23 protein-coding genes and 1 riboswitch are annotated in these 24,445 nt (G+C 74.4%); of the genes, 15 read left to right on the top strand and 8 right to left on the bottom strand.

The genetic code is table 11. The features are described 5' to 3' along the window. Positions 1-80: 80 nt before the first annotated feature. The 4 genes from ACI79K_RS17570 to ACI79K_RS17555 all read left to right on the top strand — a co-directional run bounded on the left by ACI79K_RS17570 (position 81) and on the right by ACI79K_RS17555 (position 5,064). Positions 81-1,634, top strand: a complete 1,554-nt coding sequence (locus tag ACI79K_RS17570) for a gluconokinase (protein ID WP_456600337.1) — start codon at positions 81-83, stop codon at positions 1,632-1,634. Between the two features lie 16 nt (positions 1,635-1,650). Next, entirely contained in the window at positions 1,651-3,111 is a 1,461-nt protein-coding gene (locus tag ACI79K_RS17565) for a GntP family permease (protein ID WP_456590724.1), read from the top strand. Positions 3,112-3,169: 58 nt separating this feature from the next. Next, positions 3,170-4,744, top strand: coding sequence for an FMN-binding glutamate synthase family protein (locus ACI79K_RS17560; protein ID WP_456590723.1), 1,575 nt, complete (start codon positions 3,170-3,172; stop codon positions 4,742-4,744). A gap of 134 nt (positions 4,745-4,878) precedes the next feature. Further along, positions 4,879-5,064 carry a hypothetical protein gene (locus ACI79K_RS17555; RefSeq protein WP_456600336.1) on the top strand — a complete coding sequence of 62 codons (186 nt, stop codon included), beginning with the start codon at positions 4,879-4,881 and terminating at the stop codon, positions 5,062-5,064. Between the two features lie 31 nt (positions 5,065-5,095). On the opposite strand, the gene ACI79K_RS17550 is transcribed toward ACI79K_RS17555, so the two are convergent. Together ACI79K_RS17550 and ACI79K_RS17545 are read right to left on the bottom strand one after the other, a co-directional pair. Next, complete coding sequence (locus ACI79K_RS17550; protein WP_456600335.1) at positions 5,096-5,716, bottom strand: FMN reductase; 621 nt, start codon at positions 5,714-5,716, stop codon at positions 5,096-5,098. Next, complete coding sequence (locus tag ACI79K_RS17545) at positions 5,713-6,894, bottom strand: LLM class flavin-dependent oxidoreductase (protein WP_456590720.1); 1,182 nt, start codon at positions 6,892-6,894, stop codon at positions 5,713-5,715. Before ACI79K_RS17545 ends, ACI79K_RS17550 begins: the two co-directional genes overlap by 4 nt. Positions 6,895-7,110: 216 nt before the next feature. Here ACI79K_RS17545 and ACI79K_RS17540 point away from each other — a divergent pair, with 216 nt between their 5' ends. The 3 genes from ACI79K_RS17540 to ACI79K_RS17530 all read left to right on the top strand — a co-directional run bounded on the left by ACI79K_RS17540 (position 7,111) and on the right by ACI79K_RS17530 (position 9,530). Then, complete coding sequence (locus ACI79K_RS17540) at positions 7,111-8,001, top strand: DivIVA domain-containing protein (RefSeq protein WP_456600334.1); 891 nt, start codon at positions 7,111-7,113, stop codon at positions 7,999-8,001. Between the two features lie 100 nt (positions 8,002-8,101). After that, a complete protein-coding gene (locus tag ACI79K_RS17535; RefSeq protein WP_456590718.1) occupies positions 8,102-8,611 on the top strand; it encodes a universal stress protein in 510 nt (169 codons plus the stop codon). Positions 8,612-8,693: 82 nt separating this feature from the next. Then, complete coding sequence (locus tag ACI79K_RS17530) at positions 8,694-9,530, top strand: SMP-30/gluconolactonase/LRE family protein (RefSeq protein WP_456600333.1); 837 nt, start codon at positions 8,694-8,696, stop codon at positions 9,528-9,530. Positions 9,531-9,623: 93 nt separating this feature from the next. Here the strand turns inward: ACI79K_RS17530 and ACI79K_RS17525 are convergent, their stop codons facing one another. Next, positions 9,624-10,277: a TetR/AcrR family transcriptional regulator gene (locus tag ACI79K_RS17525; protein WP_456600332.1), complete on the bottom strand. Its 654-nt coding sequence runs from the start codon at positions 10,275-10,277 to the stop codon at positions 9,624-9,626. Between the two features lie 137 nt (positions 10,278-10,414). Between ACI79K_RS17525 and ACI79K_RS17520 the strand changes: the two genes are divergently transcribed. The 6 genes from ACI79K_RS17520 (at position 10,415) to ACI79K_RS17495 (ending at position 16,430) form a co-directional block, all read left to right on the top strand. Next, entirely contained in the window at positions 10,415-11,902 is a 1,488-nt protein-coding gene (locus ACI79K_RS17520; RefSeq protein ID WP_456600331.1) for a flavin-containing monooxygenase, read from the top strand. Further along, positions 11,902-12,741, top strand: a complete 840-nt coding sequence (locus ACI79K_RS17515) for an SDR family NAD(P)-dependent oxidoreductase (RefSeq protein ID WP_456600330.1) — start codon at positions 11,902-11,904, stop codon at positions 12,739-12,741. Before ACI79K_RS17520 ends, ACI79K_RS17515 begins: the two co-directional genes overlap by 1 nt. Before the next feature lie 40 nt (positions 12,742-12,781). Next, the gene (locus ACI79K_RS17510; RefSeq protein ID WP_456600329.1) at positions 12,782-13,783 is read left to right on the top strand and encodes a GNAT family N-acetyltransferase; all 1,002 of its coding nucleotides are present in this window, start codon (positions 12,782-12,784) and stop codon (positions 13,781-13,783) included. 46 nt (positions 13,784-13,829) lie between these two features. Then, entirely contained in the window at positions 13,830-14,486 is a 657-nt protein-coding gene (locus tag ACI79K_RS17505; RefSeq protein ID WP_456590712.1) for a class I SAM-dependent methyltransferase, read from the top strand. Positions 14,487-14,603: 117 nt separating this feature from the next. Next, a riboswitch (cyclic di-AMP (ydaO/yuaA leader) is annotated at positions 14,604-14,730 on the top strand. Between the two features lie 210 nt (positions 14,731-14,940). After that, on the top strand, positions 14,941-15,804 hold the full coding sequence (locus ACI79K_RS17500; RefSeq protein ID WP_456590711.1) for an aggregation-promoting factor C-terminal-like domain-containing protein: 864 nt from the start codon (positions 14,941-14,943) through the stop codon (positions 15,802-15,804). A 242-nt stretch (positions 15,805-16,046) separates the two neighbouring features. Then, positions 16,047-16,430 (top strand): hypothetical protein, encoded by a 384-nt coding sequence (locus tag ACI79K_RS17495; protein ID WP_456590710.1) that lies wholly within the window; start codon positions 16,047-16,049, stop codon positions 16,428-16,430. 3 nt (positions 16,431-16,433) lie between these two features. Here the strand turns inward: ACI79K_RS17495 and ACI79K_RS17490 are convergent, their stop codons facing one another. From ACI79K_RS17490 to ACI79K_RS17470, 5 genes are all read right to left on the bottom strand, one after another. Beyond that, the gene (locus ACI79K_RS17490; protein WP_456600328.1) at positions 16,434-17,165 is read right to left on the bottom strand and encodes a sulfite exporter TauE/SafE family protein; all 732 of its coding nucleotides are present in this window, start codon (positions 17,163-17,165) and stop codon (positions 16,434-16,436) included. Positions 17,166-17,167: 2 nt separating this feature from the next. Beyond that, positions 17,168-17,602 (bottom strand): hypothetical protein, encoded by a 435-nt coding sequence (locus ACI79K_RS17485; protein ID WP_456590708.1) that lies wholly within the window; start codon positions 17,600-17,602, stop codon positions 17,168-17,170. A gap of 102 nt (positions 17,603-17,704) precedes the next feature. Continuing rightward, entirely contained in the window at positions 17,705-18,106 is a 402-nt protein-coding gene (locus tag ACI79K_RS17480) for an STAS domain-containing protein (RefSeq protein WP_456590707.1), read from the bottom strand. 46 nt (positions 18,107-18,152) lie between these two features. Continuing rightward, entirely contained in the window at positions 18,153-19,568 is a 1,416-nt protein-coding gene (gene pntB, locus ACI79K_RS17475; protein WP_456590706.1) for a Re/Si-specific NAD(P)(+) transhydrogenase subunit beta, read from the bottom strand. Beyond that, positions 19,565-21,151 carry a Re/Si-specific NAD(P)(+) transhydrogenase subunit alpha gene (locus ACI79K_RS17470; RefSeq protein ID WP_456600327.1) on the bottom strand — a complete coding sequence of 529 codons (1,587 nt, stop codon included), beginning with the start codon at positions 21,149-21,151 and terminating at the stop codon, positions 19,565-19,567. Before ACI79K_RS17470 ends, pntB begins: the two co-directional genes overlap by 4 nt. A 294-nt stretch (positions 21,152-21,445) precedes the next feature. Here ACI79K_RS17470 and ACI79K_RS17465 point away from each other — a divergent pair, with 294 nt between their 5' ends. Continuing rightward, positions 21,446-23,521 (top strand): putative bifunctional diguanylate cyclase/phosphodiesterase, encoded by a 2,076-nt coding sequence (locus tag ACI79K_RS17465; RefSeq protein WP_456600326.1) that lies wholly within the window; start codon positions 21,446-21,448, stop codon positions 23,519-23,521. Then, positions 23,518-24,354, top strand: a complete 837-nt coding sequence (locus ACI79K_RS17460) for an HDOD domain-containing protein (RefSeq protein ID WP_456590703.1) — start codon at positions 23,518-23,520, stop codon at positions 24,352-24,354. Before ACI79K_RS17465 ends, ACI79K_RS17460 begins: the two co-directional genes overlap by 4 nt. The last annotated feature ends 91 nt before the right edge of the window (positions 24,355-24,445 follow it).

Here is a 24,445-nt window from a genome sequence, read left to right as displayed (position 1 = left end):
CGGCGCCGCGAGCGGTTGCCACGCCGTGCGCGGTGCGGGCACGATGCGGCCAACGGAGGGGCCGGTCAGGGGGGGTGTTCGTGGACGTCGTGGTCGGGCTGGACTCGGGCACCACCGCGACGAAGGCGGTCACCGCGGGCACCGACGGCCGCATCCGCGACGTCGCCAGCGTGGCCTACCCGCTCCTCGTGCCGGCCCCCGGCCGGGCCGAGCTCGACGCCGTGCGCCTGGCCGCGGCGGCCGTCGAGGCGCTGGGCGAGGTCGCCGCCCTGGCCCGGGACCGGGGGGACTCGGTCGTCGCCGTCTCGCTCAGCGCGGCGATGCACGGCCTGGTGCCCATGGACGACGAGGGGAGCCCGCTCGGCCCGGTGGTGACCTGGGCCGACGACCGCGCGGCGCAGTGGGCCCAGGCGCTGGTCGCCGACGGCCGCGCCCCGGACCTGCACGCCCGCACCGGCACCCCCGTGCACGCGATGTCCCCGCTGGTCAAGCTGTCGTGGGAACGGGCCGAGGACGCCGACCGGGTGGCCGGGGTGCCCCGCTGGGGCGGGGTGAAGGAGCTGGTGGTGGCCGCCCTGTGCGGCGGGGGGCACGTGGTCGACCGGTCCTGTGCGTCGGCCACCGGGCTCTACGACCTCCGCGCCGGGCGGTGGGACGAGGAGGCGCTGAGCATCGCCGGCGTCCGCCCCCGCCAGCTCGGCGAGGTGCTGCCGACGACGGCGGTGCTGCCCGGCCTGCGCCCGGAGGTGGCCGCCGCCACGGGGCTGCCGCCCGGTCTGCCCGTGGTGATCGGCGCCTCCGACGGGGTGCTGGCCAACCTGGGTGTCGGCGCGGTGAGCCCGGATGTCGCCGCGGTCTCGCTGGGCACGAGCGGGGCCATGCGCGTCGTCGTCCCCCGCCCGACGGTCGACCCGGGGCGCCGGTTGTTCTGCTACGCCCTCACCGACGACGCCTGGGTGGTCGGCGGCGCCATCAACAACGGCGGGTCGGTGGTGCGCTGGGCCGCCCAGGCGCTGGCCGCCGGCCCCGAGGACGCCGAGGGCCCCGCGGGCGAGGCCGCCGACGACCTCGACGCGCAGCTGCTCGAGGAGGCTGCCGCGGTTGCGGTCGGCAGTTCGGGCCTGCTGTGCCTGCCCTACTTCCTCGGCGAGCGGGCGCCCTGGTGGCGGTCGGGGATGCGGGGGGCCTACCTGGGGCTGCGGCGCGAGCACCGCCGGGCGCACCTGGTGCGCGCCGCCGTCGAGGGCGTCTGCCAGCAGCTGGCGCTGGTGCGGGACGCCTTCGCCGCGACGGACGTGCCGGTGCGGGAGGTCCGGGCGACCGGCGGCGCGGTGGCCTCCCCGCTCTGGATCCGGACGCTCGCGGCGGCCCTCGACCTGCCGGTGCGGGTGGCCGACTCCCCGGAGGGCACCGGCCTGGGCGCCTGCCTGCTGGGGTGGCACGCGCTCGGGGAGCTGCCCGACCTCGGTGCCGCCACCGCGCTGGTCGCCGTGCACGAGCCGGTGCTGCCGGACCCCGACGCCGTCGCCGTGTACCGGCGGCTGCGCCCCCTCGTCGACCGGTCCACCACGGCCCTGGCCGACGTCCTGACCACGCTCGACGCCCTGGACGACGCCCCGAACCCCCCGACCTGAGCCTCGTGGAGGAGCCATGCCCGACGCAGAACCGGCGCTGAGCGCCGGAGTGCTGCTGCTGATCGCCGCGATCGCGGTCGGCGTCCTGCTCTTCCTGATCATGAAGGTGAAGCTGCACGCCTTCCTGGCCCTGATCCTGGTCAGCCTGGCGGTGGCGCTGGCGGCACAGGTGCCGCTGGAGGACGTGGTCACCACCATGACCGCCGGTTTCGGCTCCACGCTGGCCAGCGTCGCGCTGCTCGTGGGGATCGGGGCGATGCTGGGCCGGCTCTTCGAGCACAGCGGCGGCGCCCAGGTGCTCGCCGACAGCCTGATCAAGCGCTTCGGCGAGCAGCGGGCACCGCTGGCCCTCGGCATCGCCGCGCTGCTGTTCGGCTTCCCGATCTTCTTCGACGCCGGGCTCGTCGTCTTCCTGCCCATCGTGTTCACCGTGGCCCGCCGGCTGGGGGGTTCGCTGCTCACCTACGGGCTGCCGGTGGCCGGTGCGTTCGCCGTCATGCACGCCTTCGTGCCGCCGCACCCGGGCCCGGTCGCCGCGGCCGGGCTGATCGGTGCCGACATCGGCCTGGTGCTCGTCTTCGGCCTGCTCATCGGCGTCCCGACGTGGTTCCTGGGCAGCTACCTGTTCGGGCTCTGGGCCGGGCGCCGGTTCGAGCTCCCCGTCCCGACCATCCTGGCCGGGGAGCCGAAGACGGCGGACGACGCCCCGGACCCGTCGGTCGAGGGCAGCTCGCCCGGGATCGCCACCGGCGGGCGGGCCGCCACCGGGACGGCGACCCGGCCCGCACCGCCGCGGTTCGCCACCGTGATCTCGGTGCTGCTCCTCCCGATGCTGCTGATCTTCCTCAACACCGGCCTGACCACGCTCGCCGCCGAGGGGATCGTGGACGAGGAGTCGGCGGTGGTCCGCTGGGGTCAGCTGATCGGGGCGACGCCGATCGCGCTGCTGATCACCGTGCTGCTGGCCATGTGGGTGCTGGGTCGGCGCCGCGGCGACAGCGGCGCAGAGGTCGAGTCGGTGCTCAACAGCGCGCTCGGGCCGGTCTGCGCGATCATCCTGATCACCGGCGCCGGCGGCATGTTCGGCGGCGTGCTGCGCGCCAGCGGCATCGGCACCGCGCTGGCCGACGTCCTCGGCGACATCGGCCTGCCGGTCATCGTGGCGGCGTTCGTCGTCTCCGCTCTGATCCGGGTGGCGCAGGGCTCGGCCACGGTCGCGCTGACGACCGCGGCCGGCCTGATCGCCCCCGTGGTGGCGGCCACCGACGGGCTCAGCTCCGTGGACCTCGCGCTGATCGTCATCGCGATCGCCGGTGGTGCGACGGTGCTCTCGCACGTCAACGACTCGGGCTTCTGGCTGGTCAGCCGGTTCTTCCAGATGGACGAGAAGACCACCCTGAAGACCTGGACGGTGATGGAGACGCTGCTGGGCACGATCGGTTTCGTGCTGGCGCTGGTGCTCAGCATCTTCCTCTGACCGTGGCGCCTCCGACGGACGAGCTGTCGGGCCGGGCCGACCGTGGCAGGGTGGAGGAATGACGCTCGCCTCGCGCGCCGCCGCGGCCGGCCTCTCCGCCCTGGCAGCCGTCGCCGCCCGTGACCTGATGCAGCGCGAGCACTCGCTGCTGCGCAACTTCCCGGTGATCGGCCATGCGCGCTACCTGATCGAGTCGATCGGGCCGGAGCTGCGCCAGTACCTCGTGGCCGGCAACAACGAGGAGCGGCCCTTCACCCGTGACCAGCGGCGCTGGGTCTACGCCTCCAGCAAGCAGGAGAACAACTACTTCGGCTTCGGCACCGACAACGACCTCGAGTTCACCGCCGGCTACCCGGTGATCAAGCACGCCACCTTCGGGGTCTCCGTGCCGGCCACCGACGTGCACACCGGGCAGGGCGTCGCCCTCCCCTGCGCCAAGGTGCTGGGTGCCGCGCGGGGCCGGGCGGGGGCGTTCCGGCCCGAATCGGTGGTCAACATCTCCGCGATGAGCTTCGGCTCGCTGTCGGGTCCGGCGATCGAGGCGCTCAACCGCGGTGCCGCGCTGGCCGGTTGCCTGCACAACACCGGCGAGGGCGGCATCTCGCGGCACCACCGGCACGGCGGCGACCTGGTCTTCCAGATCGGGACGGCGTACTTCGGCTGCCGCGACGAGCACGGGCGGTTCGACCTGGACCGGCTCAAGGCCCTCGTGGCCTCCGCGCCGGTGCGGGCGCTGGAGATCAAGCTCAGCCAGGGCGCCAAACCGGGCCTCGGGGGAGTGCTGCCGGCGGCGAAGGTGTCGGCCGAGATCGCGGAGGCGCGCGGCGTCCGGGAGGGCGTCGACTGCATCAGCCCGTCCCGGCACGCGGAGTTCTCCGATCCCGACAGCCTGCTGGACTGGGTGGAGCTGCTGGCCGCCGAGACCGGCCTGCCGGTCGGCATCAAGTCCGCGGTCGGGGACCTCTCCTTCTGGGAGGAGCTGACCGACCTGATGGCGTCCACCGGCCGGGGCGTCGACTTCGTGACCATCGACGGTGGCGAGGGCGGTACGGGCGCCGCGCCGCTGATCTTCACCGACACGGTCTCGCTGCCGTTCCAGGTGGGCTTCGCCCGGGTCTACTCGGTCTTCGCGCGCAAGGGGCTGCACGACTCGGTCGTCTTCATCGGGGCCGGCAAGCTCGGCCTCCCGGACAACGCGACCGTCGCCTTCGCGCTGGGCTGCGACATGGTGAACGTCGGCCGGGAGGCGATGCTGGCCATCGGCTGCATCCAGGCGCAGAAGTGCCACACCGACACGTGCCCCACCGGCGTCGCCACGCAGAACGCCTGGCTGGTGCGCGGCCTGGACCCGGAGCTGAAGTCCGTCCGGGCCGGCAACTACGTGCGCACCCTGCGCCGCGACCTGCTCAAGGTCGCCGAGGCGTGCGGCGTACCCCACCCGGGGCTCATCGAGACCGACTCGGTCGAGATCCTCACCGGGCGCACCGCCTCGAGCCCGCTCGCGTCGGTCTACGGGTACGAGCCGGGCTGGGGGCTGCCCTCGGCCGCCGACCGCGCGGCGATCACGGCGATCATGTGCGGGCATGGCGAGCAGGGCGGCACCGCACCGCCGTCCGAGGACGCCGTCGGCTGAGTGAGGGCCCCGCGCTCCGACGCGTCGCCGGCCCGACGCCGATGGCGCCGAGGTCGAGGAGTGGGCCGGCCCCGGCCGGGGAAGACCAGGGAGCACCCGCACCCGACACCGGTCGGCCGTCCGGAGGAGAGCCCATGAACCGCACGTCCCTGCCCACCCGTCGCTGGCGTTCGGCCGCGGCGGGGATCGCCCTCGCGGCCGCGGCGTTCACCACGACCGCCTGCGGCGCCGAGGAGCCCACCGAGGAGGGCGGCATCGTCGAGCAGGAGGAAGGCGGCGGCGAGGGCGAGCAGGAGGAGGGCGAGGAGGAGGACGACTGACCCGACGGGCCGGCCGCCCCGCCGGCGGGCCTCAGCTGCCGCGGAGCAGGTCCTCGAACGAGGTCGTCGGGTCGGCGAAGGGATCCGCCGGGACGGCCGGGGGGCGGCCGGCGACCAGGTCGGCGAGCTCGCCTGCCGCGCGGCGCACCCGGCCGGAGAGGCCGGGGCCGGCGTCGGTGCCGCCCGCCCAGTCCTCGGGCGCGGCGAAGACCGCGGTCGGGACCACCGTCGCGCGCAGGTAGGCGAAGAGCGGACGCATCGCGTGCTCGAGCGCCAGCGAGTGCCGGGCGGTGCCCGCCGTCGCCCCCAGCAGCACGGGCCTGCCGGTGAGGGCGTCCTTGTCTAGCACGTCGACGAAGGTCTTGAACAGCCCGCTGTAGGACGCCGAGAAGATCGGGGTCACGGCGATGAGCCCGTCGGCCCCGGTCACCGTGTCGACCGCGCGGCGGAGCCCCTCGTTCGCGAAGCCGGTCAGCAGGTTGTCGGCGAGGTCGCGGGCGTGCTCGCGCAGCTCGACGACCTCGACGGTCGCGGTGATGCCGCGGTCGGCCAGCGCGGCTTGCGCGGCCGCGGTCAGCCGGTCGGCCAGCAGCCGGGTCGACGACGGGTTGCTCAGCCCGGCGCTGACGACGGCGAGGGTGCGCGTGCTCATCGGACCTCGATCTCCTCACGGGCCTGGCCCGTGACGCTGTCGCCATCGGCGTGCACGGTGGCGTCCTTCGCCCCGCCGGCCGCGGCGACGCGGGAGGCGTGGGTGGGGGCGTCCGGCACGTGCGCCGGCTTGAGAGCGGCGAACTCGCGGCGCAGCACCGGCACGACCTCCTCGCCGAGGATGTCCAGCTGTTCCAGCACCGTCTTCAGCGGCAGGCCGGCGTGGTCGATGAGGAACAGCTGCCGCTGGTAGTCCCCGACGTAGTCGCGGAAGCCCAGCGTGCGCTCGATCACCTGCTGCGGGCTGCCCACGGTCAGCGGCGTCTGGGTGCTGAACTCCTCGAGCGACGGGCCGTGGCCGTAGACCGGGGCGTTGTCGAAGTAGGGGCGGAACTCGTCCACCGCGTCCTGGCTGTTCTTGCGCATGAACACCTGCCCGCCCAGGCCCACGATCGCCTGGTCGGCGCTGCCGTGGCCGTAGTGCTCGAAGCGGCGGCGGTAGAACTCCACCATCCGCTGGGTGTGCTCCGCCGGCCAGAAGATGTGGTTGTGGAAGAAGCCGTCGCCGTAGTACGCGGCCTGCTCGGCGATCTGCGGGGAGCGGATCGAGCCGTGCCACACGAACGGCGGGACGCCGTCCAGGGGCCGGGGCGTGGAGGTGAAGCCCTGGAGCGGGGTGCGGAACCGCCCCTGCCAGTCGACGACGTCCTCGGTCCAGAGCCGGCGCAGCAGCGCGTAGTTCTCCACCGCCAGCTCGATCCCGTTGCGGATGTCCTGCCCGAACCACGGGTAGACCGGTCCGGTGTTGCCGCGGCCCATCATGAGGTCGACCCGGCCGTCGGCCAGGTGCTGCAGCATCGCGTAGTCCTCGGCGATCTTCACCGGGTCGTTCGTGGTGATCAGCGTCGTCGACGTCGACAGCTGCAGCCTCTGCGTCCGCGCCGCGATCCACGCCAGCGTGGTCGTGGGGGAGGAGGAGAAGAACGGCGGGTTGTGGTGCTCGCCGAGGGCGAAGACGTCGAGCCCGACCTCCTCGGCCTTCTGGGCGATGGTCAGCACCGCCTTCAGCCGCTCCGCCTCGGTGGGGGTGCGGCCGGTCGTGGGGTCGGTGGTGATGTCGCTGACGGTGAAGACGCCGAACTGCATCTCGATCTCCAAACTGGTTGAGAGTGCAATCATCTCAGCCGGGTCAACGCGGCGTACCGCGGCTCTATGCCCGGTCGCCCCTCCGGGTGGCCAGCGCCGGTGAAAGCGATAAGTAACCGATCCGGCACGCCCTGCCGTGGCGCCACCGGGGTGCCCGCGACACGGGTCACGGAGCAATCACGGCCGCCCGCGCGCCGTGTGGCCCTCTGGCAGATTCCGCTTCACCTACTTCCCAGGGGGGCCATCCGGATGCTCCGGCGTGTCGAGTTCGTCGCCAACCGTGCCCAGGACGAGGGGGTGCCGCCGGACGGGAGCGCTCCGCGGCCCTCGCAGCCGGCGAGCGATCTGGAGGCCTTGCTGGACCACCGGCCCACCTTCCGGGGCTCCGTGCGTGGCTACGACCGGCTCCAGGTCGACAACTACGTCGCCTGGGCCGAGGGCGAGCTCGCCGCCGCGCACCGCGAGCGCGAGCACCTGCTGGACCGGGTCGTCGCCTGCGGCACCGAGCTGGAGATCTCCCGGCGGCTGCTCGCCGAGCAGCCGGTCGGTCGGGACCGTCCGGTGGTCAGCGCACGGGTGGGGGAGGTGCTGCGGCTGGCCGAGGACCAGGCGGCGCAGGTGCTGGACGCCGCCGAGGCCGAGGCGGCGCAGCTGCGGGCCGATGCCCGCCTGGAGGCCGACGCCCGGCTGCGCAAGGCGCACGAGATCAAGGAGCTGGCCATCGACGTCGCCGACCAGCTCCGCGTGAACGCGCAGCGGGACCGGGCCGAGGGTGCAGCCGTCCTGGAGAAGGCCCGCGCCGACGCCGAGGAGCTGCTGCGCGCCGCGGCGGCCGAGCGGGACCGGCTGGCCGCCGAGGCCGCAGCGGAGCGGGACCGGCTGGCCGCCGAGGCCGCGACGGAGCGGGAGCGCGTCGCGGAGCAGGCCCGGCGCGACCGGGCCGCTGCCGAGGAGGCGGCCGGCGCCCGCCTGGCCGCGGTGCGCGTGGAGTTCGAGGACCTGTGCCGGCAGCGCGACCAGGCCCGGGAGTCGCTGCGGTGCCTGACCGACCGGATCGGCGCGGCCCTGCAGGCGGTCGGTGTCCCGCCGGCCGAGGAGCTGGCGCTGCTGGGCGCACGGCGCGAACCCGTCGCGGGCTGACGGCGCGGCGCTTCCGCGCCGGTGGCGTGACCCGCGCCGCGTGATGAGAGGCTGATCCCGACGGTGATCGCGCCGGCGCTCGCCAACAGGGAGGTCAGTGGTGGACGAGGTCCGTGAGGTCGTTCAGGTCGAGGGTGGCGTCGTCGTCGGGCACGACGGTTCCAAGTGTGCGCAGGAAGCGCTGCGGTGGGCCGGTCGGCTGGCCCACCGCGCCGACGTCGACCTGCACGTGGTGCGCGCCTGGTCGATGACGACCGCACCGCGGCCCGCGACCTGGGAGCCGGGCTACGTGCCGCCGCTGCCCGACTGGGAGCAGGCGGTGCACGACGAGCTCACCGCGCACGTGGCCGCGGCCGGTCTGGACCCCGCGGTGCGGGTCACCGGCCACGTCGTCCACCGCGCGCCGGTGCCCGGCCTGCTCGCCGCCGCCGAGGGGGCGGCCCTGCTGGTGGTCGGTGCGCGTGGCCGCGGTGGCTTCTCCGGGCTCCTGCTCGGCTCGGTCAGCGACCAGCTGGTCCACCACGCCGCCTGCCCGGTCACGGTGGTGCGCACCGGGGCCCAGGGGCGGGACTTCACCGCCGACGAGGTCGGCGCCGCCGTCGGGGAGTGACCCCGGCGGCCCGGGGCGGGCGTCGGGCAGACTGCCGCTGACCTGCGGACCCACCGCGGGCAGGCGGCGGGAGGAGACGCGCGTGCGCGACTTCGCGGGCACGACGGTGGTACCGGTCGGCGAGGGGCCGGAGGACGTGCTCGTCGACGCGGCTGGGCGGGTCTACACCGGTCTGGCCGACGGCCGGGTCGTGCGCACGGCAGGACCGGGCGCCCCGGTCGAGACGGTCGCCCGCGTGCCGGGCCGTCCGCTGGGCCTGGAGTTCCTCGGGGCGGACGAGCTGCTGTTGTGCGCGTCCGACGCCGGGCTGCTGGCGGTCTCGCTGGCCGACGGGGCGGTGCGGACGCTGGTCGACCGGGTGGCCGGCCGCCGGCTGGAGGCGGTGAACAACGCAGCCGTCGCCGCGGATGGCACGATCTACTTCACCGACTCCTCCCAGCGGTTCCGCATCCCGCAGTGGCGGGCGGACCTGGTCCGGCGGACCGCCAGCGGCCGGCTGTTCCGCCGCACCCCCGACGGCACCGTGACCGAGCTGCTCGGCGGGCTGGAGTTCGCGAACGGGGTCGCGCTCGCCGCGGACGAGTCCTGGGTGGCGGTCGCCGAGACCGGCGCGGCGCGGCTCCGGCGAGTGTGGCTGACCGGCGCCCGGGCCGGCGCGAGCGAGGTGTTCGTCGACGACCTCCCCGGCCACCCCGACAACATCGCGCTGGGATCCGACGGGCTGGTGTGGATCACCCTCCCCAGCCCGCGCGTCGCGGCGCTGGCCGCCATCCACCGGCTGCCCGCACCGCTGCGGGCGCTGCTGAGCGCGCTGCCGCCGGCTCTGCAGCCCAGCCCCGGCCGGACGCTGGGGGTGCTCGCCGTCGACGAGCACGGGGCGACGGTGCACCGGTTCAGCGGGGAGATCCCCGGGTTCTAGATGCTCACCGGGGTGCGCGAGTCCGGCGGCACCCTGTGGTTCGGCAGCCTCACCGGCAGCACGGTGGCCACGGTCGCCGTCTGACGGCCGGGATCAGTCCGGCGCCGTCGTGCCGTAGACGGCGGGGAGCCAGATGCCGAGCAGGACCTCGACGACATCCTGCTCGGCGACAGCGGGGCCGTCCCCGCTGAAGGTGGCGTAGAGCACCCGCTCGTTCATCGAGGTCAGGGCGACGGCGAGGTCGCGCGCAGCCGGCCCCGGCGGCGCGGCCCCCCGCGCGCGCTCGGCGTCGATCGCCGCCGCCGAACGCTGCACCCAGCGCTCGAGCACCGCCGACCACAGCGCGCGCACCTCGTCGTTGGTGGAGCGGGCCTGCGCCCAGGCGACGGTGAGCGAACGGTGGGTCCGGAAGGTGTCGTAGTAGGCGCCGATCGCGCGTGCCCAGCCGTCCCGCGCCCCGGCCGCCGGGGTGTCGAACGCCCGGCGCATCGCCGTGTCGGCCTCGGCCACGACGCGATCGAGCAGCGAGAGCAGTACCGCGTCCTTCGACGAGAAGTAGAAGTAGAACGTCGGGCGGGAGATGCCGGCGCCGCGCGCGAGGTCGTCGACCGAGATGGCCGCCAACGGCCGTTCGGCGAGGAGGCGCTCGGCGGTGGCGAGGATCGCGAGCTCCCGGTCGTCGCCGGAGGGCCGGACTGGACGCCGTCCCCGCCCAGCGGCGGGCACATGACTCGCGGCAGCCGGCACGGAGCGGAGGATAGCCGCACGCGGCCCCGGCTCGACACCCCGTTGACTCCCTCGACACTGCGTCGATAGCGTCGGCGGGCCACCCGCGGCACGGGGTGCGGCCGAACGGCCCGGCGGAGCGAACCGGAGAGTGCTGCATGACCACCGAGCACGTGGACGTCCTGATCGTCGGCGCCGGGCTCTCCGGTGTCGGGGCCGCCTGCCACCTGGAACGGGAGCGGCCGGGGACCAGCTACGCGGTCCTGGAGTCGCGGGCGGCGCTGGGCGGGACCTGGGACCTGTTCCGCTACCCGGGCATCCGGTCGGACTCGGACATGTTCACCCTGGGCTACTCCTTCCGCCCGTGGCGGGAGCCCGAGTCGATCGCCGACGGGCCGACCATCCGCCGGTACATCGAGGAGACCGCCCGCGAGTACGGCGTCACGGAGAGGATCCGCTACCACCATCGCGTCGTGTCGGCGGAGTGGTCGAGCGCCGAGGCCCGCTGGGCGGTCACCGCCGAGCGCGCCGACACCGGCGAGACGGTCACCCTCACGTGCACGTGGCTGTCGGTCTGCTCCGGCTACTACCGCTACGACCAGGGGTTCCGGCCGGAGTTCCCGGGCGAGCAGCGCTTCCGGGGGCAGCTTCTCCACCCGCAGCACTGGCCCGAGGGCATCGACCTGACCGGCAAGCGGGTCGTCGTCGTCGGTAGCGGCGCCACCGCGGTCACGCTGGTGCCCAACCTGGCGGAGCAGGCCGAGCACGTGACCATGCTGCAGCGCACGCCCAGCTACGTCATGTCGCTGCCCGGCCGTGACCCGATCGCGCAGAAGCTGCGGGCGCGGCTGCCGGAGCGGGTGGTCTACTCGGTCGTGCGGTGGAAGAACGTGCTCACCAGCACCGCGCTCTACCAGCTCAGCCGGCGCCGGCCGGCCCTGGTCCGCTCGCTGATCCGTCGCATGACGCAGAAGCAGCTGCCGGGGGTCGACGTCGACACGCACTTCAACCCGCCCTACGACCCCTGGGACCAGCGGCTGTGCCTGGTGCCCGACGGAGACCTGTTCCGAGCCCTCCGCCGGGGCGCGGCGTCCATCGTCACCGACCGGATCGCGACCTTCACCGAGGAGGGGATCGAGCTGACGTCGGGCGAGCACCTGGCGGCCGACGTCGTCGTCACCGCGACCGGCCTGAACCTGCTGCCGGTCGGCGGGATGCGGATCGTGGTCGACGGGGAGCCGGTCGAGCTGCCCGAGCGGGTGTCCTACAAGGGCATGATGCTCTCCGGCGTGCCCAACTTCGCCATGGTCATCGGGTACACGAACGCCTCGTGGACCCTCAAGGCCGACCTGGTCAACCGCTACGTCTGCCGCCTGCTGGACCACCTCGACGAGCACGGCTACGCGTCGGCCACGCCGGTCGCCCCGCCGGAGGGCGGGGGAGCGCCCTTCCTCGACCTCGCGGCGGGCTACGTCCAGCGCAGCCTCGCCGGCCTGCCGCAGCAGGGGCGCCGCACACCCTGGCGGCTGCACCAGAACTACCTGCGGGACGTCGCCATGATGCGCCGGGGCTCGCTCGAGGACGAGGGCATGACCTTCCAGCCGCGCGTGCCCGCAGCCGCCCACGCGGATCGGGTCGTGGCCTGATGGGGCCCTACGCCTTCGCGGGCGGGACGGCGGTCGTCACGGGCGCCGCCAGCGGGATCGGCGAGGCGCTGGCCGCGCAGCTGGCCGACCGGGGCAGCCACCTGGTGCTGCTGGACCGCGACGCCGACCGGCTGGCGGCGGTGGCCGGGCGGATCGCCGCCGACCACCCGGCCCTGCGCGTGGCGACGCACGTGGTCGACCTGGCCGACGACGAGGCGACCGCGCGGGTGGCCCGGACGCTGGTGGCCGAGCACCCCGAGACCACGCTGCTGGTCAACAACGCGGGGGTCGCCCTGGGCGGTCGCTTCGACCAGATCGGGCTGGCGGACTTCGAGTGGGTCCTGGCGGTGAACCTGCGCGCCGTCGTCCGCCTCACCCACATGCTGCTGCCCGTGCTGAAGACCCACCCCGGCGCCCACGTCGTCAACGTCTCCAGCGTCTTCGGCATCTTCGCCCCGGCCGGGCAGGTCGCGTACGCGACGAGCAAGTTCGCCGTCCGCGGGTTCAGCGAGGCGCTCCGCCACGAGCTCGCCGACGACGGCATCGGCGTCACGGTCGTCCACCCGGGTGGGATCCGGACGCGGATCGCCGAGAGCGCCCGCACCGGCGCGGGCGTCTCGGTGGAGGAGTACGAGAAGGGGCGGGCGCAGTTCACCAAGCTGCTGCGGATGCCGCCGGAGGACGCCGCCGCCCGCATCGTGGCGGCCGTCGAGCGCCGCCGCCCCCGGCTGCTGATCGGCTGGAGCGCCACGGTGCCCGACGTGCTGGTCCGCCTGCTGCCCGGCACCTACTGGCGGCTGATCGCTCGCCGGGCGACCGCGGCGCGGCCGAGGGGCTGAGCGCCGGAAAAGGTATTGCCGGTGCCAGTAGAACGGGGACGTGACCGACCCCTCCTGCCGGATCGTCGAGCTCGGCCCCGACGACGACCTCTTCCCCTCCTGGTGCGAGGTGTGGGCCGCCTCCGGCCGGGCCGCCCGGCCGCAGGACCCGCCCCGGCCGGCGCAGGAGGACGTCGCGCTGGGGCGGGAGCTCGTCGCGCCCGGTGGCTCCCGGGACGGCACCCACCGGGCCGCCCTGGTGGACGGCGCGGTCGCCGGCGCGCTCCGGCTGATCCTCCCGCGCAAGGACAACCCGACGCTGGCGGTGGTGGACCTCGCGGTGCACCCGGCCTCCCGGCGCCGTGGCCTCGGGAGAGCGCTGCTGGCCGAGGCCCGGGTACTCGCCGCCGCGCACGGCCGCAACTCGCTGGTGAGCGAGGTGGACGAGCCCGGCCCCGGGGCGCCGGGCCGCGCCTTCGCCGAGCGGCACGGCTGGTCCTGCGACCTGGTGGAGACCCGCCGGGAACTGGTGCTGCCGGTCGACGAGGACCGGCTGGGGGCGCTCGAGGCCGCGGCCGGCGCCGGGTACGAGATCGTCACCTGGCGGGACCGCACCCCGGACGCGCTGCTGGCCGACCGGGCGCTGCTGGAGCGGCGCATGACCACCGACGCACCCCACGGCGATCTGCCGGTGGGGGAGGAGGAGTGGGACGGGGACCGGATCCGCGAGTACGAGCGGACCCACGTCGCCCGGGGCCGGACGGTGCTCAGCGCGGGCGCGGTGATCGGCGGCCGGCTGGTCGGCTTCACCGACCTGCAGATCCCGCTCGCCCAGCCGGCGCTCGCCCACCAGGGCGGCACGCTGGTGCTCCGTGAGCACCGGGGGCACCGGCTCGGCGCCCGGATGAAGGTGGCCGTGCTGCGGGAGCTGGCAGCGGGGTTCCCCGGCGTCCGGCGGGTCAGCACCTACAACTCCGAGGGCAACACGCCCATGGTCGCGGTCAACGAGGCGCTGGGTTTCCGCCCCGCCGGCGCGCTGTCGTCCTGGTCGACCCGCCTCTGAGCCGGGCGGTCCCACCGCCGCCGGCCGCGTGCGGTTGACTGCCGGGGTGGATCGTTCCATCCCTGCGGAGTTCGTCCGCGCCCACACCCGGCCGGTCCGGCCGGACCTGGTGCCCGAGGTGGAGCTGCTGGTCGCCGCCGACGTCGTCGCCCTGTGGGAGGCGATGGAGGCCGAGCACGGGCGCACCTCCACGGACCCGCCGTTCTGGGCCGCGGCCTGGCCGGGCGGCCAGGCGCTGGCCCGCCACGTGCTCGACCACCCCGGCCTGGTGGCCGGGCGCACCGTGCTGGACCTGGGGGCGGGCAGCGGCCTGGTCGCGGTCGCGGCGGTCCTGGCCGGCGCGACCGCGGTGCTCGCCAGCGACGTCGACCCGTTCGCGCTGACCGCGATCGCCGTCAACGCCGAGCGGAACGGCACCCCGGGCATCACGCCCGCCGGCGACGTGCTCGGGGGCGAGCCGCCCGACGTCGCGGTCGTCCTCGCCGGCGACGTCTGCTACGACCGGGAGATGACCGACCGGGTGCTGCCCTTCCTCGAGGCGGCCCGGGCCGGCGGTGCCGAGGTGCTGATCGGTGATCCCGGGCGGGTGTACCTCCCCGAGGACCGGCTGGAAGCGCTGGCGGTCTACGACGTGCCCGACACCGAGCCGTCGCCCACCGGGCCGGTGCCGGTGCGCCGGACCACGGTCTGGCGGCTCCCCTGACGGTCACCTCCCGTTCCTTTTCCCGCCAGGGGATTGTCACGAACGGATAACGCTGGTTACCGTGGGTCCCGCCCGGCCGGTCGTTCTCTCCCCATCCGGGGGAGGTCCGCCGGGCGCCGCCGAGTCGCCCGCCGAGGGCGAGCCGGGGACCCACCGAAGTACTGGGGTGAATCGCGCGCCGGGGCACGTCCTGGCGCGGGTAGGGCCGCTTCCCGCCCGAATCCGTCAGCTAACCCGGTAGGCGGCACGACGGAAGAAACGGAGAGCCGCCGCATGGCGAGCCTGCGGGCCCACCTTGCACGGAACCGCAGCCGGTACGGAGCCTCGCGCGCGCCTTCCCCGCGCTGAGCGCCCGGGCGTACGCCCGACACCGCTGCCCCTCGACCATCCCCGCAGCAGTTCCCGCCGCCGTCGCCGGCCCTGCCGCCCCCTGCCCCTGGAGCAGTTCCTCCCCATGAACCTTCGCGCCACCTCGATCACCCGTGCTCTCCGCCCCACGACCGGGCGCCGTTCGACGAAGACGGTCCGCCGTTCCGCGCTGCTGCTCCTGGCGGTCGCCGCGGCAGGCGGCCTGCTGGCCAACGGCGTCGTCGCCGACGAGCCGGTCGCCCAGGCCGAGCCGGAGCTGGCCTCCGTCAGCGTCGCCGAGCAGCTCGGCATCACCGACGAGACCCCCGCGCCCGACGTGACGGTGGCCGCGGCCGACACCCTCGGCCAGCTGGCCGCGAGCCGCAGCGAGCGCGCGGCCGAGCAGGCCGCCGCAGCGGAGGCGCGGGCCGCGGCCGAGCAGGCCGAGCTGGACCGCCGTGCCGCCGAGGAGGCCGCCCGCCGCGCCGCCGAGGAGGAGGCCGCGCGCAAGGCCGCTGCCGAGGAGGCCGCCCGCAAGGCCGCTGCCGAGGAGGCCGCCCGCGTGCAGGCGGCCCGGGAGCAGGCCGCCCGCACCCCGGCGCCGGCCGCACCAGCCCCGGCCCCGGCCCCGGCTCCGGCTCCTGCCCGGAGCGCTCCCGCGCCGGCCGCCGCGGCCCCGGCCGGCTCCTTCCAGGAGTACGCGATGGGCAAGCTCGGCGGCTCGGGCAGCGAGTTCAGCTGCCTGGAGAGCCTGTGGGGCAAGGAGAGCGGGTGGAACCCGAACGCCCAGAACCCGCGGAGCACCGCCTACGGCATCGCGCAGTTCCTCGACTCCACCTGGGCCGGGACCGGCATCGCCAAGACCTCCGACGGCTACCGGCAGATCGACGCCGGCCTGATCTACATCAACAACCGCTACGGCTCCCCGTGCGGCGCGTGGTCGCACTCCCAGGCCACCGGCTGGTACTGAGCGGGCCTCTGCCCCCGCCCCTCGCCCGCGCGGGGCGGGACCCTGCGGCGAGGCCGTTCCAGCACGTCACCACGCTCGGGGTGGTCTTCGGACGGGGGCGTCCCCGCTGAGGCATTGGAGGCTTTACCTGCGTCGTCGGCCCCGAGGACGCAGGTAAAGCTTCCAATGCCCGGGGTCGGCTCAGCGCAGCCGAGCCTCGGCTCCAGGCCTAAGGTCGGTGCAGCGTGCACGGAGGGGGAGCGATGACCGAGGCCGACGACGCCGACCGGACCACCCCGCAGAGCGGGATCGTCGGGCGGTCGATCGACGAGTTCGTGAACCAGCTGCGGTTCTTCTCCGACCGCGCCCGCAACCTCGCCGGGAATGCGACGTCCCGCCTCCCGCTGCCGGCCCTGCCCAGCCCGCCCGGGGCGATGTCGGCGGCCCAGCTGCGCGCCGTCAAGGAGATGGTGACCGCGCAGCGCACCTCGATCGCCGCCATGCGCGCTCAGCTCGACGCGTTCGACCAGCAGCTCGCCGTCTTCGAGCGGATCCTCGACCCCCTGGTCGAGTGGAGCACGACCTGGGCGCGGCTGGAGGAGGCCGTCGGCGACATCGTGCGCCGGGAGCCGCCCGTCGAGCAGTGACGGTCAGCCCGCCAGCGACCTGACGAGCAGCACCGCGCCGGAGAGCAGGCACAGCACCAGGGCGGCGCGGCGCATGGCCGGCAGGGCCAGCCGCCGGCGCAGGGGTCCGGCGAGGAGGAAGCCGGTCAGCACGAACGGCACCAGCCCCGCACCGGTGAGCAGCCCGCCCCCGTCGAGCTCGCCGCCGGCGACCAGCACGCCGAGGGACAGCAGCGTCGTCCCGACGAAGAACACCGACAGGTTCGCCCGCTGGGCGGCCGGGGTGGGCGCGCGGTAGGTGACCACCAGGGGCGGTCCGGGCGTCGCCGCGACAGTCGAGAGCGTCCCGGAGGCGAAGCCGGCGACGGTGAGCGCGCGCCGCCCGCCCGGCAACCGCACCCCGGCGAGCGACGCGCCACAGGCGAGCAGCACGACGACAGCAACCGTTATCCCCAACAACCGGCCGTCGATGACCTGCACCAGCCCCAGGCCAGCGACAACGCCGGGGGCCGAGGCGAGCATCGCACCGCGGAGGTTGTCGAGCTCCAATGCGGACCGTTCGCGCCACACCACCGGCAGCAGCGCGGTCAGCGTGCCCACCAGCAGCGGGCCGGGCACGAGAGCGGGCTGCACCAGCAGCACCAGCGGTCCGGCGAGGAGGCCGAAGCCCATGCCGGTCGCCGTCTGGACGACGGACGCCACCAGCACCGCCAGGCCGCACGCCAGGAGTGCGAGCGGGTCGGTGGCCAGCTCCACGCTCAGTAGCCGTCGTCCTCGTCCTCCGGCGGACGACGACGGAGCAGGCCGGTGACCGAACCCACCCGGCTCTGCGCCTGGCGCAGCCCGTGGACCAGGGGCATGAGGTCGTCGTGGATCCGGCGCAGCGTCTCGGGCACGGTGTCGACGGCGGGGTCGTCGAGCACGCGACCGACCCGCTCGATGCCGGGGCGCAGCGCCCGCACCGGCTCCTCCAACTCCTCGAGCAGGCTCTCCAGGCGTTCGGTGATCCGCTGCGCGGAGGCGATCGTCTCCCGGGCGGACGTGGTGGCGGCGGTCAGCTCGCGGACCGTGCCGTTGAGGTCGGCCAGCGTCCGGGGGAGCTGGGAGAGCGCCTCGGTCTGGGCCTGGAGCAGCGCGAGCAGCTCGCCGAACCCGGGGATGCGGGGCATGCCGAGACCGCGGAAGGGATCCACCTGGCAACCGTCGGCGACCGGTGCCGCGGGCGCAACCCGGCGACCGGGCGTAGCGCCGGCGACCGGCCGCGCCGGGCGGTGGGGACCCTTGCGCGCGGTCGATCAGGCGGCGTCGGTGAACGCGACGCGCGCCCACCGGTCGAGCGCCAGCAGCTGCCAGGCCCGCTGGACGAGCGGAGGCGCGTCGCGCAGCTCCACCCGGACTCCGGCGTCGGCCAGGGACCGGGCCCAGCGGGCGATCGCCCGGCAGCCGGCCACGTCGGCGAACCGGAGCCCGGAAAGATCCAGGGTGCAGGCGTCGCCCTCGATCGGGACGGCCCCCAGGATCCCCGCCAGCCGCTCCGCGCAGGCGACGTCGAGGTCCCCGACCAGCGCAATCCCGTACCGGTCGACGTAGGCGCGGAAGGCCGGCGGCGCGGACGGTGCGCTGAGCTGCGCCGCCGGGCGCACGTGGTCGCACCCCCGCGGCGACGCGCCCTCGCTCAGCGGAACGTGCGCGTGCATGTGCACAGCGTAGGCGCTTCGGGGGCGGCGGGCCAGGCCGAACGGCTCACAGCGCCTTGAGGATCGCCTCCACCTGCTCCCGGGCGTCGCCGAAGAGCATCCGGCTGTTGTCCCGGAAGAACAGCGGGTTCTGCACGCCGGCGTAGCCCGTGTTCATGGACCGCTTGAACACGACCACGTGCTCGGCCTCCCACACCCGCAGCACGGGCATGCCGGCGATCGGGCTGGTGGGGTCGTCGGTGGCGGCCGGGTTGACGGTGTCGTTGGCGCCGATGACCAGCACCACCGAGGTGTCGGCGAGGTCGTCGTTGATCTCGTCCATCTCCAGGACGACGTCGTAGGGCACCTTGGCCTCGGCCAGGAGCACGTTCATGTGCCCGGGCAGGCGCCCGGCCACCGGGTGGATGCCGAAGCGCACGTCGACGTCCTGCGCACGCAGCTTGCGGGTCAGCTCGGCGACGGCGCTCTGCGCCTGGGCGACCGCCATGCCGTAGCCCGGGGTGATGACCACCGACTTCGCGTTCCGCAGGAGCTCTGCGGTCTCCTCGGCCGAGATCTCGGTGTGCTCGCCGTAGTCCACGTCGGAGGCGGCCGCCGCGCCCTCGTTGCCGAACCCGCCCGCGATGACCGAGAGGAACGAGCGATTCATCGCCTTGCACATGATGTAGGAGAGGTAGGCGCCGGAGGAGCCGACCAGGGCGCCGGTGATGATCAGCAGGTCGTTGCCCAGCAGGAAGCCCGATGCGGCAGCGGCCCAGCCGGAGTAGCTGTTGAGCATCGAGACGACGACGGGCATGTCACCGCCGCCGATCGAGGCCACCAGATGCCAGCCCAGCGCCAGGGCGAGGACCGTCACGACCGACAGCACGAGCAGGTTCGGCTCGACCACGAAGACGACGGTCAGGACGGCGAACAGCGCCAGTGCGCCGAGGTTCAGCCAGTTGCGCCCCGGGAGCATCAGCGGGTTGCTCTTCATGCGCGCGGAGAGCTTGAGGAAGGCGACGATCGAGCCGGTGAAGGTCACCGCGCCGATGAAGACCCCGACCACGACCTCGCCGGAGTGGATGCCGGCCTCGGCCCCGGTGAGCAGGGGGCCACCGTCCTGCGGCTCGACGCCCTCGACCGACAGGTAGCCGTTCCAGCCGACGAGGACTGCGGCCAGGCCGACGAAGCTGTGCAGCAGCGCGATGAGCTCCGGCATGCCGGTCATCTCGACCTTGCGGGCCCGCCACAGACCGATCGCGGCACCGATCGCCACGGCGACGACGAGCAGGGTGAGCCCGACGGCCGAGATGTCCTGCGTGGCCACGCCGATGGTGGCCGCCAGGGCGATCGCCATGCCGGCGATGCCGTAGGCGTTGCCCGCCTTGGCGGTCTCGTGCCGCGACAGCCCGGCCAGGCTCAGGATGAACAGCAGGGCGGCGACGATGTAGGCCGCGGCCGCGGCGCTGGTGGCGGTCATCGCGCGGCCGGGAGGGTGGTGCGGGCCGGAGCGCCCGTGCCGCGGGAGAACATCCCCAGCATCCGGCGGGTGACGGCGAAGCCGCCGAAGACGTTGATGCTGGCCACCAGGGTGGCGATGAAGGCGAGCGCCAGGACGACGCCGTCGCCGCTGCTCAGCTGCAGCAGTGCGCCGACCACGATGATCCCCGAGATCGCGTTGGTCACCGACATCAGCGGGGTGTGCAGGGCGTGGTGCACGGCCCCGATGACGTAGAAGCCGACGACGACGGAGAGCGCGAACACCGTGAAGTGCCCCACCAGCTCGTCGGGGGAGTAGGCGGCCACCAGGAACAGCAGCGCCGCGGCCAGTCCCACGAGGGCGAACCGCCGCGCCGGCGCGGGCGTCTTCTGCGGCACGCTCGGCGCCCCTGCGGTGGCGCCGGCCGGGGGAGCGGGCGGAGGTGGTGGTGCCGCGGAGACCTGTACCGGTGGCGGGGGCCAGGTCTTCTCGCCCGCGCGCACGACGGTGATCGCCCGCTGCACGACGTCGTCGAAGTCCAGGACGAGGTGCCCGTCCTTGGCCGGGGTCAGCAGCTTCAGCAGGTTGACCAGGTTGGTGCCGTACAGCTGGGAGGCCTGCGCGGGGAGCCGGGCGGGCAGGTCGGTGTACCCGATGATCGTGACCCCGTTCTCGGTCACGACCACCTCGTCGGGCACGGAGCCGGCCACGTTGCCGCCCTGTGCCGAGGCCATGTCCACGATCACCGATCCCGAGCGCATGGCGGCGACCATCTCCTCGGTGATCAGCCGCGGGGCGGGCCGGCCGGGGATCAGGGCGGTGGTGATGACGATGTCGACGTCCTTCGCCTGCTCGGCGTACATCTGCGCCGCCCGCCGGTTGAAGTCCTCCCCCATCTCCCGGGCGTAGCCGTCGGCGCTGACCTCCTGCTCCCCCGCGGGGACGGCGACGTACTCACCACCCAGGGAGCGCACCTGCTCGGCCACCTCCGGGCGGACGTCGGTGGCCCGCACGATGGCGCCCAGGCTGGACGCGGTGCCGATCGCGGCCAGCCCCGCCACACCCGCGCCGGCGACCAGGACCTTGGCCGGGGGGACCTTGCCCGCCGCGGTCACCTGGCCGGTGAAGAAGCGGCCGAACACGTTGGCCGCCTCGACGACCGCCCGGTACCCGGCGATGTTGGCCATCGAGGACAGCACGTCCATCGACTGGGCCCGGGAGATCCGGGGCACGGCGTCCATGGCCAGCGCCGTGATCGGGCGGGCGGCGAGCGCGTCCACCAGGTCGGGGTTCAGCGCGGGGGCCAGCAGGCTGATCAGCGTCGCGCCGTCGGCCAGCCGCCCGATCTCGCTCAGCGAGGGGGCGTTCACGCGCAGCACGACCTCCGCACCCCAGGCCTCGGTTCCCGAGCCGACCCGCGCACCGGCCTCCGCGTACGCCTCGTCCGGGAAGCTGGCGGCCGCCCCGGCGCCGGTCTCGACCACGACCTCGTAGCCCAGCCGCACCAGCTGCGTGACCGTCGCCGGGGTCGCCGCCACCCGGGTCTCGCGGGGCCGCGTCTCGCGCGGGACTCCGATCTGCATCGTGGCGCTCCATTCCTCGGTGGGCAGGCCTCGTCGCCTGCTCGCCAGTGCTGGGGTCGTGCGCGGTGCTCGGTTGGTTGGACGGATCTTGCCTGCTGACGCAGGGTCGCGGTGCCCGGCTCCGTGAGTGTGAGGCACGGCACGTCCGCAGCCCGGCCGCGCGGTGACCGACCGTGTGTCCCTCCCCCCGACGGGGGGCTACGCCCCGTTGCCGGGTGCAGACCACCCCCCCGACCCGCCGAAGGTCTCCTGTCGGAGCGGACATGGACGTCCGCGCCGCGGGAGGGGAGGACCGTGTCCGTCAGCATGAACCGGCCCGGCGACGACCGCGTCCCACCGGAGATCGTGACCTCGGTCTTCTACAGCGCCACCGTCAGCGACACCCTCGCCATCGTGGTCGCCGAGATGGTGGCCGGGCGCCCCAGGGTCAGCTGGGGCAACGTCGGTGCCGTGGAACTGCTGGGCTACGGCCTGGACGATCTCCGCGCGCTCCCCGTCGAGCAGCTGTTCCCCAGCCTGGGGGGCGGGGAGCTCAAGCTGCTGCTGCGGCGGGAGCGGACGGCCCGGATGACGCTGCCCGTCCGCACGGCGAGCGGCGCCGCCATCGAGGCCCAGGTGACCACGACGCCCTCGCCCCGGGGCGGGATGTGGACCGTGCGCATCGTCGACACGGCCAACGAGCAGGAGCGCGCGCTCCGGGCGACCGCGGACGCCCACGAGCGCCGCTTCTCCACGCTCACCGAACGGTCGCCGGTGCCGACGCTGCTCTCCGAGCAGGGCATGCGGCTGGCCCACGTCAACGACGCGTTCTGCAGCCTCGTCGGCCGTCGCGCCGAGGAGTTGCTGGGCACCGGCTGGATGGCCACGGTGCACGAGGACGACCTCGACACGGTGATCGAGCAGGTCTCGGCGGCGCTGGACGGCGAGGAGGTCGAGGCGCAGGCCCGCCTGCTCCGCGACGACGGCACCGTGCGCACGACCGTCATCCGATTCGCCCACCTGTTCACCCCGGGCGTGGGCGCGGGATTCGTCGGCACGATCGAGGACATCACCGACCGGCTCGCGTTCGAGGCCACGCTGGCCCACCAGGCCAACCACGACCCGCTGACCGGGCTGCCGAATCGGACGCTGCTGGCGCAGTACGTCGCCGAGCGGTTCGTGCCGGGCGCCGGAACCCTGGCCTGCCTGTTCCTCGACCTGGACAACTTCAAGGTCGTCAACGACTCGCTCGGGCACACCGCCGGCGACGAGCTGCTCACCGAGGTCGCCAGCCGGCTGCGGTCGGTGGTCCGCCCCGGGGACCTGGTGGCGCGGTTCGGTGGCGACGAGTTCGTGGTCGTCTGCGAGGAGGTCGACCAGACGGCCGCGGTCGCGCTCGCCGAGCGGATCACGGCCGAGCTGGCCCGGCCGGTGCGGCTCGGGGGCGTCGACGTCCGCCCCTATGCGAGCGTCGGGGTCACCGTCCAGACCGAGGAGCACACCGGCGCCGAGGAGCTGATCCGGGACTGCGACATCGCCATGTACCAGGCCAAGGCCGGGGGCAAGGGGCGGATCACCGTGCTGGACCAGCGGGCGCGCGAGGAGGCCCGCGACAAGCTGCGCCTGGTCGCCGAGCTGCGGGACGCCATCGAGCGGCGCGACATCACGCTGCTCTACCAGCCGATCTTCAGCACCGAGGACGGCCACCCGGTCGCCGTCGAATCCCTGGCGCGGTGGACGCACCCCGAGCGCGGCCCGATCAGCCCGGCGGTGTTCGTGCCGCTGGCGGAGGAGAGCGGGTTGATCGCCGGCCTGGGGCTGCTGGTGCTCGACGAGACCTGCCGGCAGCTGGCGGAGTGGGACCGCCGCATGGGGGGCGCCGCGCCGCCCCGGGCGAACGTCAACGTCTCGGCCCTGCAGCTGGATGCCAACCTCCCTCCGCAGGTGGCCGACGCTCTCCGGCGGCACGGGCTGGACGCGTCCCGGATCTCCGTGGAGATCACCGAGTCGGCGCTGATGCAGGACCCCGACTCGGCCCGGGAGACCCTGCACCAGCTGCGCGACCAGGGCGTCGAGCTGGCGATCGACGACTTCGGCACCGGCTACTCGTCGCTGGCCTACCTCCGGCACCTGCCGGTGGACTGCCTGAAGGTGGACCGCTCCTTCGTGGCGGAGCTGGCGCACGGCCACACCGAGATCGCCTCCGCGGTCATCGCACTGGCCCGCAGCCTCAACCTGAGCACCGTGGCCGAGGGCGTCGAGACCCCGGAGCAGGCGACCGAGCTCGGCCGGCTGGGTGCCACCTACCTGCAGGGCTTCAGCCTCTGCCCACCCATGACCGGAGCGGACACCGCCGCCTGGTTCGCGACCCACGGAGCGTGCGCCCGATGACCGTGACCCCGCTGCCGGCCCGGGCGGAGGTGCCCCCCGTCTTCGACCTGGAGAAGGTGCTCGCGGGCATCGACACGATGGCGGCCCAGCGCCCCGTGGCGGCGCAGATCGTGTCGGTCGCCAACTCCGACGACACCAGCGCGAAGGCGCTCTCCCACATCCTGGCGTCCGACGTCGCCCTGGCCGGCCGGGTGATGAAGCTGGCCAACTCCGCCTACTTCGGCATGCGCGGACGGGTCACCTCGCTGCAGTTCGCCGTGACGGTGGTCGGCTTCACCACCGTCCGGACGATGGCGACCGTCGCGCTCACGGAGCTGGACGACGAGTCGCGGCTCCCGGAGAACTTCTGGGACGTCACGACCTGCCTGGCGCTGGCGGCCTCGACCTTGGCCCAGCGGTTCGGTGAACGCTCGCAGGAGGCGCTCTGCGTGGGCCTGCTCGCCCAGATGGGTGCGGCGCTCCTGCACCACAACGACCCCGAGGGCTACGGGGCGCTGGTGGCCGAGCACCCGGCCTTCGCCGCGCGGCGCACCGCCGAGCTGCACCGCTACGGCATCAACAGCGTGCGGTTGACCGCCGTCGCCCTCGAGCAGTGGGGCTTCCCGCACAGCATGACCAACCGGCTCAACCAGGTCGACGACCTCACATCGGTCGAGGGTGGCCTGCTGCGCGCCGCCTTCGAGGTCGCCGCGCGCCTGACCACCGAGGACTACGAGGCGGTGCCGATCGTGCGGCTCACCTGCGGGCAGGTGCGCGAGGACGACCTGGTGCCGGTGCTCGACTCCGTCCGGGCCGATGCCGACGAGCTCCGCCGGGCGATGCTCGGCGACTGAAAGAGGACCCCCTCCTCCCCACCCTTCGCAGGCTCAGGGCGGGACCCGGGAGGGGGCCACGCGACGGAGCCCCGCCCCCCGGGATGGGGGA

This window comes from Blastococcus sp. SYSU DS0616 (genome assembly GCF_054051015.1).
Note: the sequence above shows the minus strand (reverse complement) of the source record. Positions and strands in the feature narration are given on the sequence as shown.

What these genes read in the sequence shown, in the direction of transcription:
- ACI79K_RS17565 (WP_456590724.1), top strand. Translation starts at nt 1,651, where the DNA reads ATGCCCGACGCAGAACCGGCGCTGAGCGCCGGAGTGCTGCTGCTGATC.
- ACI79K_RS17560 (WP_456590723.1), top strand. Translation starts at nt 3,170, where the DNA reads ATGACGCTCGCCTCGCGCGCCGCCGCGGCCGGCCTCTCCGCCCTGGCA.
- ACI79K_RS17555 (WP_456600336.1), top strand. Translation starts at nt 4,879, where the DNA reads ATGAACCGCACGTCCCTGCCCACCCGTCGCTGGCGTTCGGCCGCGGCG.
- ACI79K_RS17550 (WP_456600335.1), bottom strand. Translation starts at nt 5,716, where the DNA reads ATGAGCACGCGCACCCTCGCCGTCGTCAGCGCCGGGCTGAGCAACCCG.
- ACI79K_RS17545 (WP_456590720.1), bottom strand. Translation starts at nt 6,894, where the DNA reads ATGATTGCACTCTCAACCAGTTTGGAGATCGAGATGCAGTTCGGCGTC.
- ACI79K_RS17540 (WP_456600334.1), top strand. Translation starts at nt 7,111, where the DNA reads ATGCTCCGGCGTGTCGAGTTCGTCGCCAACCGTGCCCAGGACGAGGGG.
- ACI79K_RS17520 (WP_456600331.1), top strand. Translation starts at nt 10,415, where the DNA reads ATGACCACCGAGCACGTGGACGTCCTGATCGTCGGCGCCGGGCTCTCC.
- ACI79K_RS17515 (WP_456600330.1), top strand. Translation starts at nt 11,902, where the DNA reads ATGGGGCCCTACGCCTTCGCGGGCGGGACGGCGGTCGTCACGGGCGCC.
- ACI79K_RS17500 (WP_456590711.1), top strand. Translation starts at nt 14,941, where the DNA reads ATGAACCTTCGCGCCACCTCGATCACCCGTGCTCTCCGCCCCACGACC.
- ACI79K_RS17495 (WP_456590710.1), top strand. Translation starts at nt 16,047, where the DNA reads ATGACCGAGGCCGACGACGCCGACCGGACCACCCCGCAGAGCGGGATC.
- ACI79K_RS17480 (WP_456590707.1), bottom strand. Translation starts at nt 18,106, where the DNA reads ATGCACGCGCACGTTCCGCTGAGCGAGGGCGCGTCGCCGCGGGGGTGC.
- pntB (WP_456590706.1), bottom strand. Translation starts at nt 19,568, where the DNA reads ATGACCGCCACCAGCGCCGCGGCCGCGGCCTACATCGTCGCCGCCCTG.
- ACI79K_RS17470 (WP_456600327.1), bottom strand. Translation starts at nt 21,151, where the DNA reads ATGCAGATCGGAGTCCCGCGCGAGACGCGGCCCCGCGAGACCCGGGTG.
- ACI79K_RS17460 (WP_456590703.1), top strand. Translation starts at nt 23,518, where the DNA reads ATGACCGTGACCCCGCTGCCGGCCCGGGCGGAGGTGCCCCCCGTCTTC.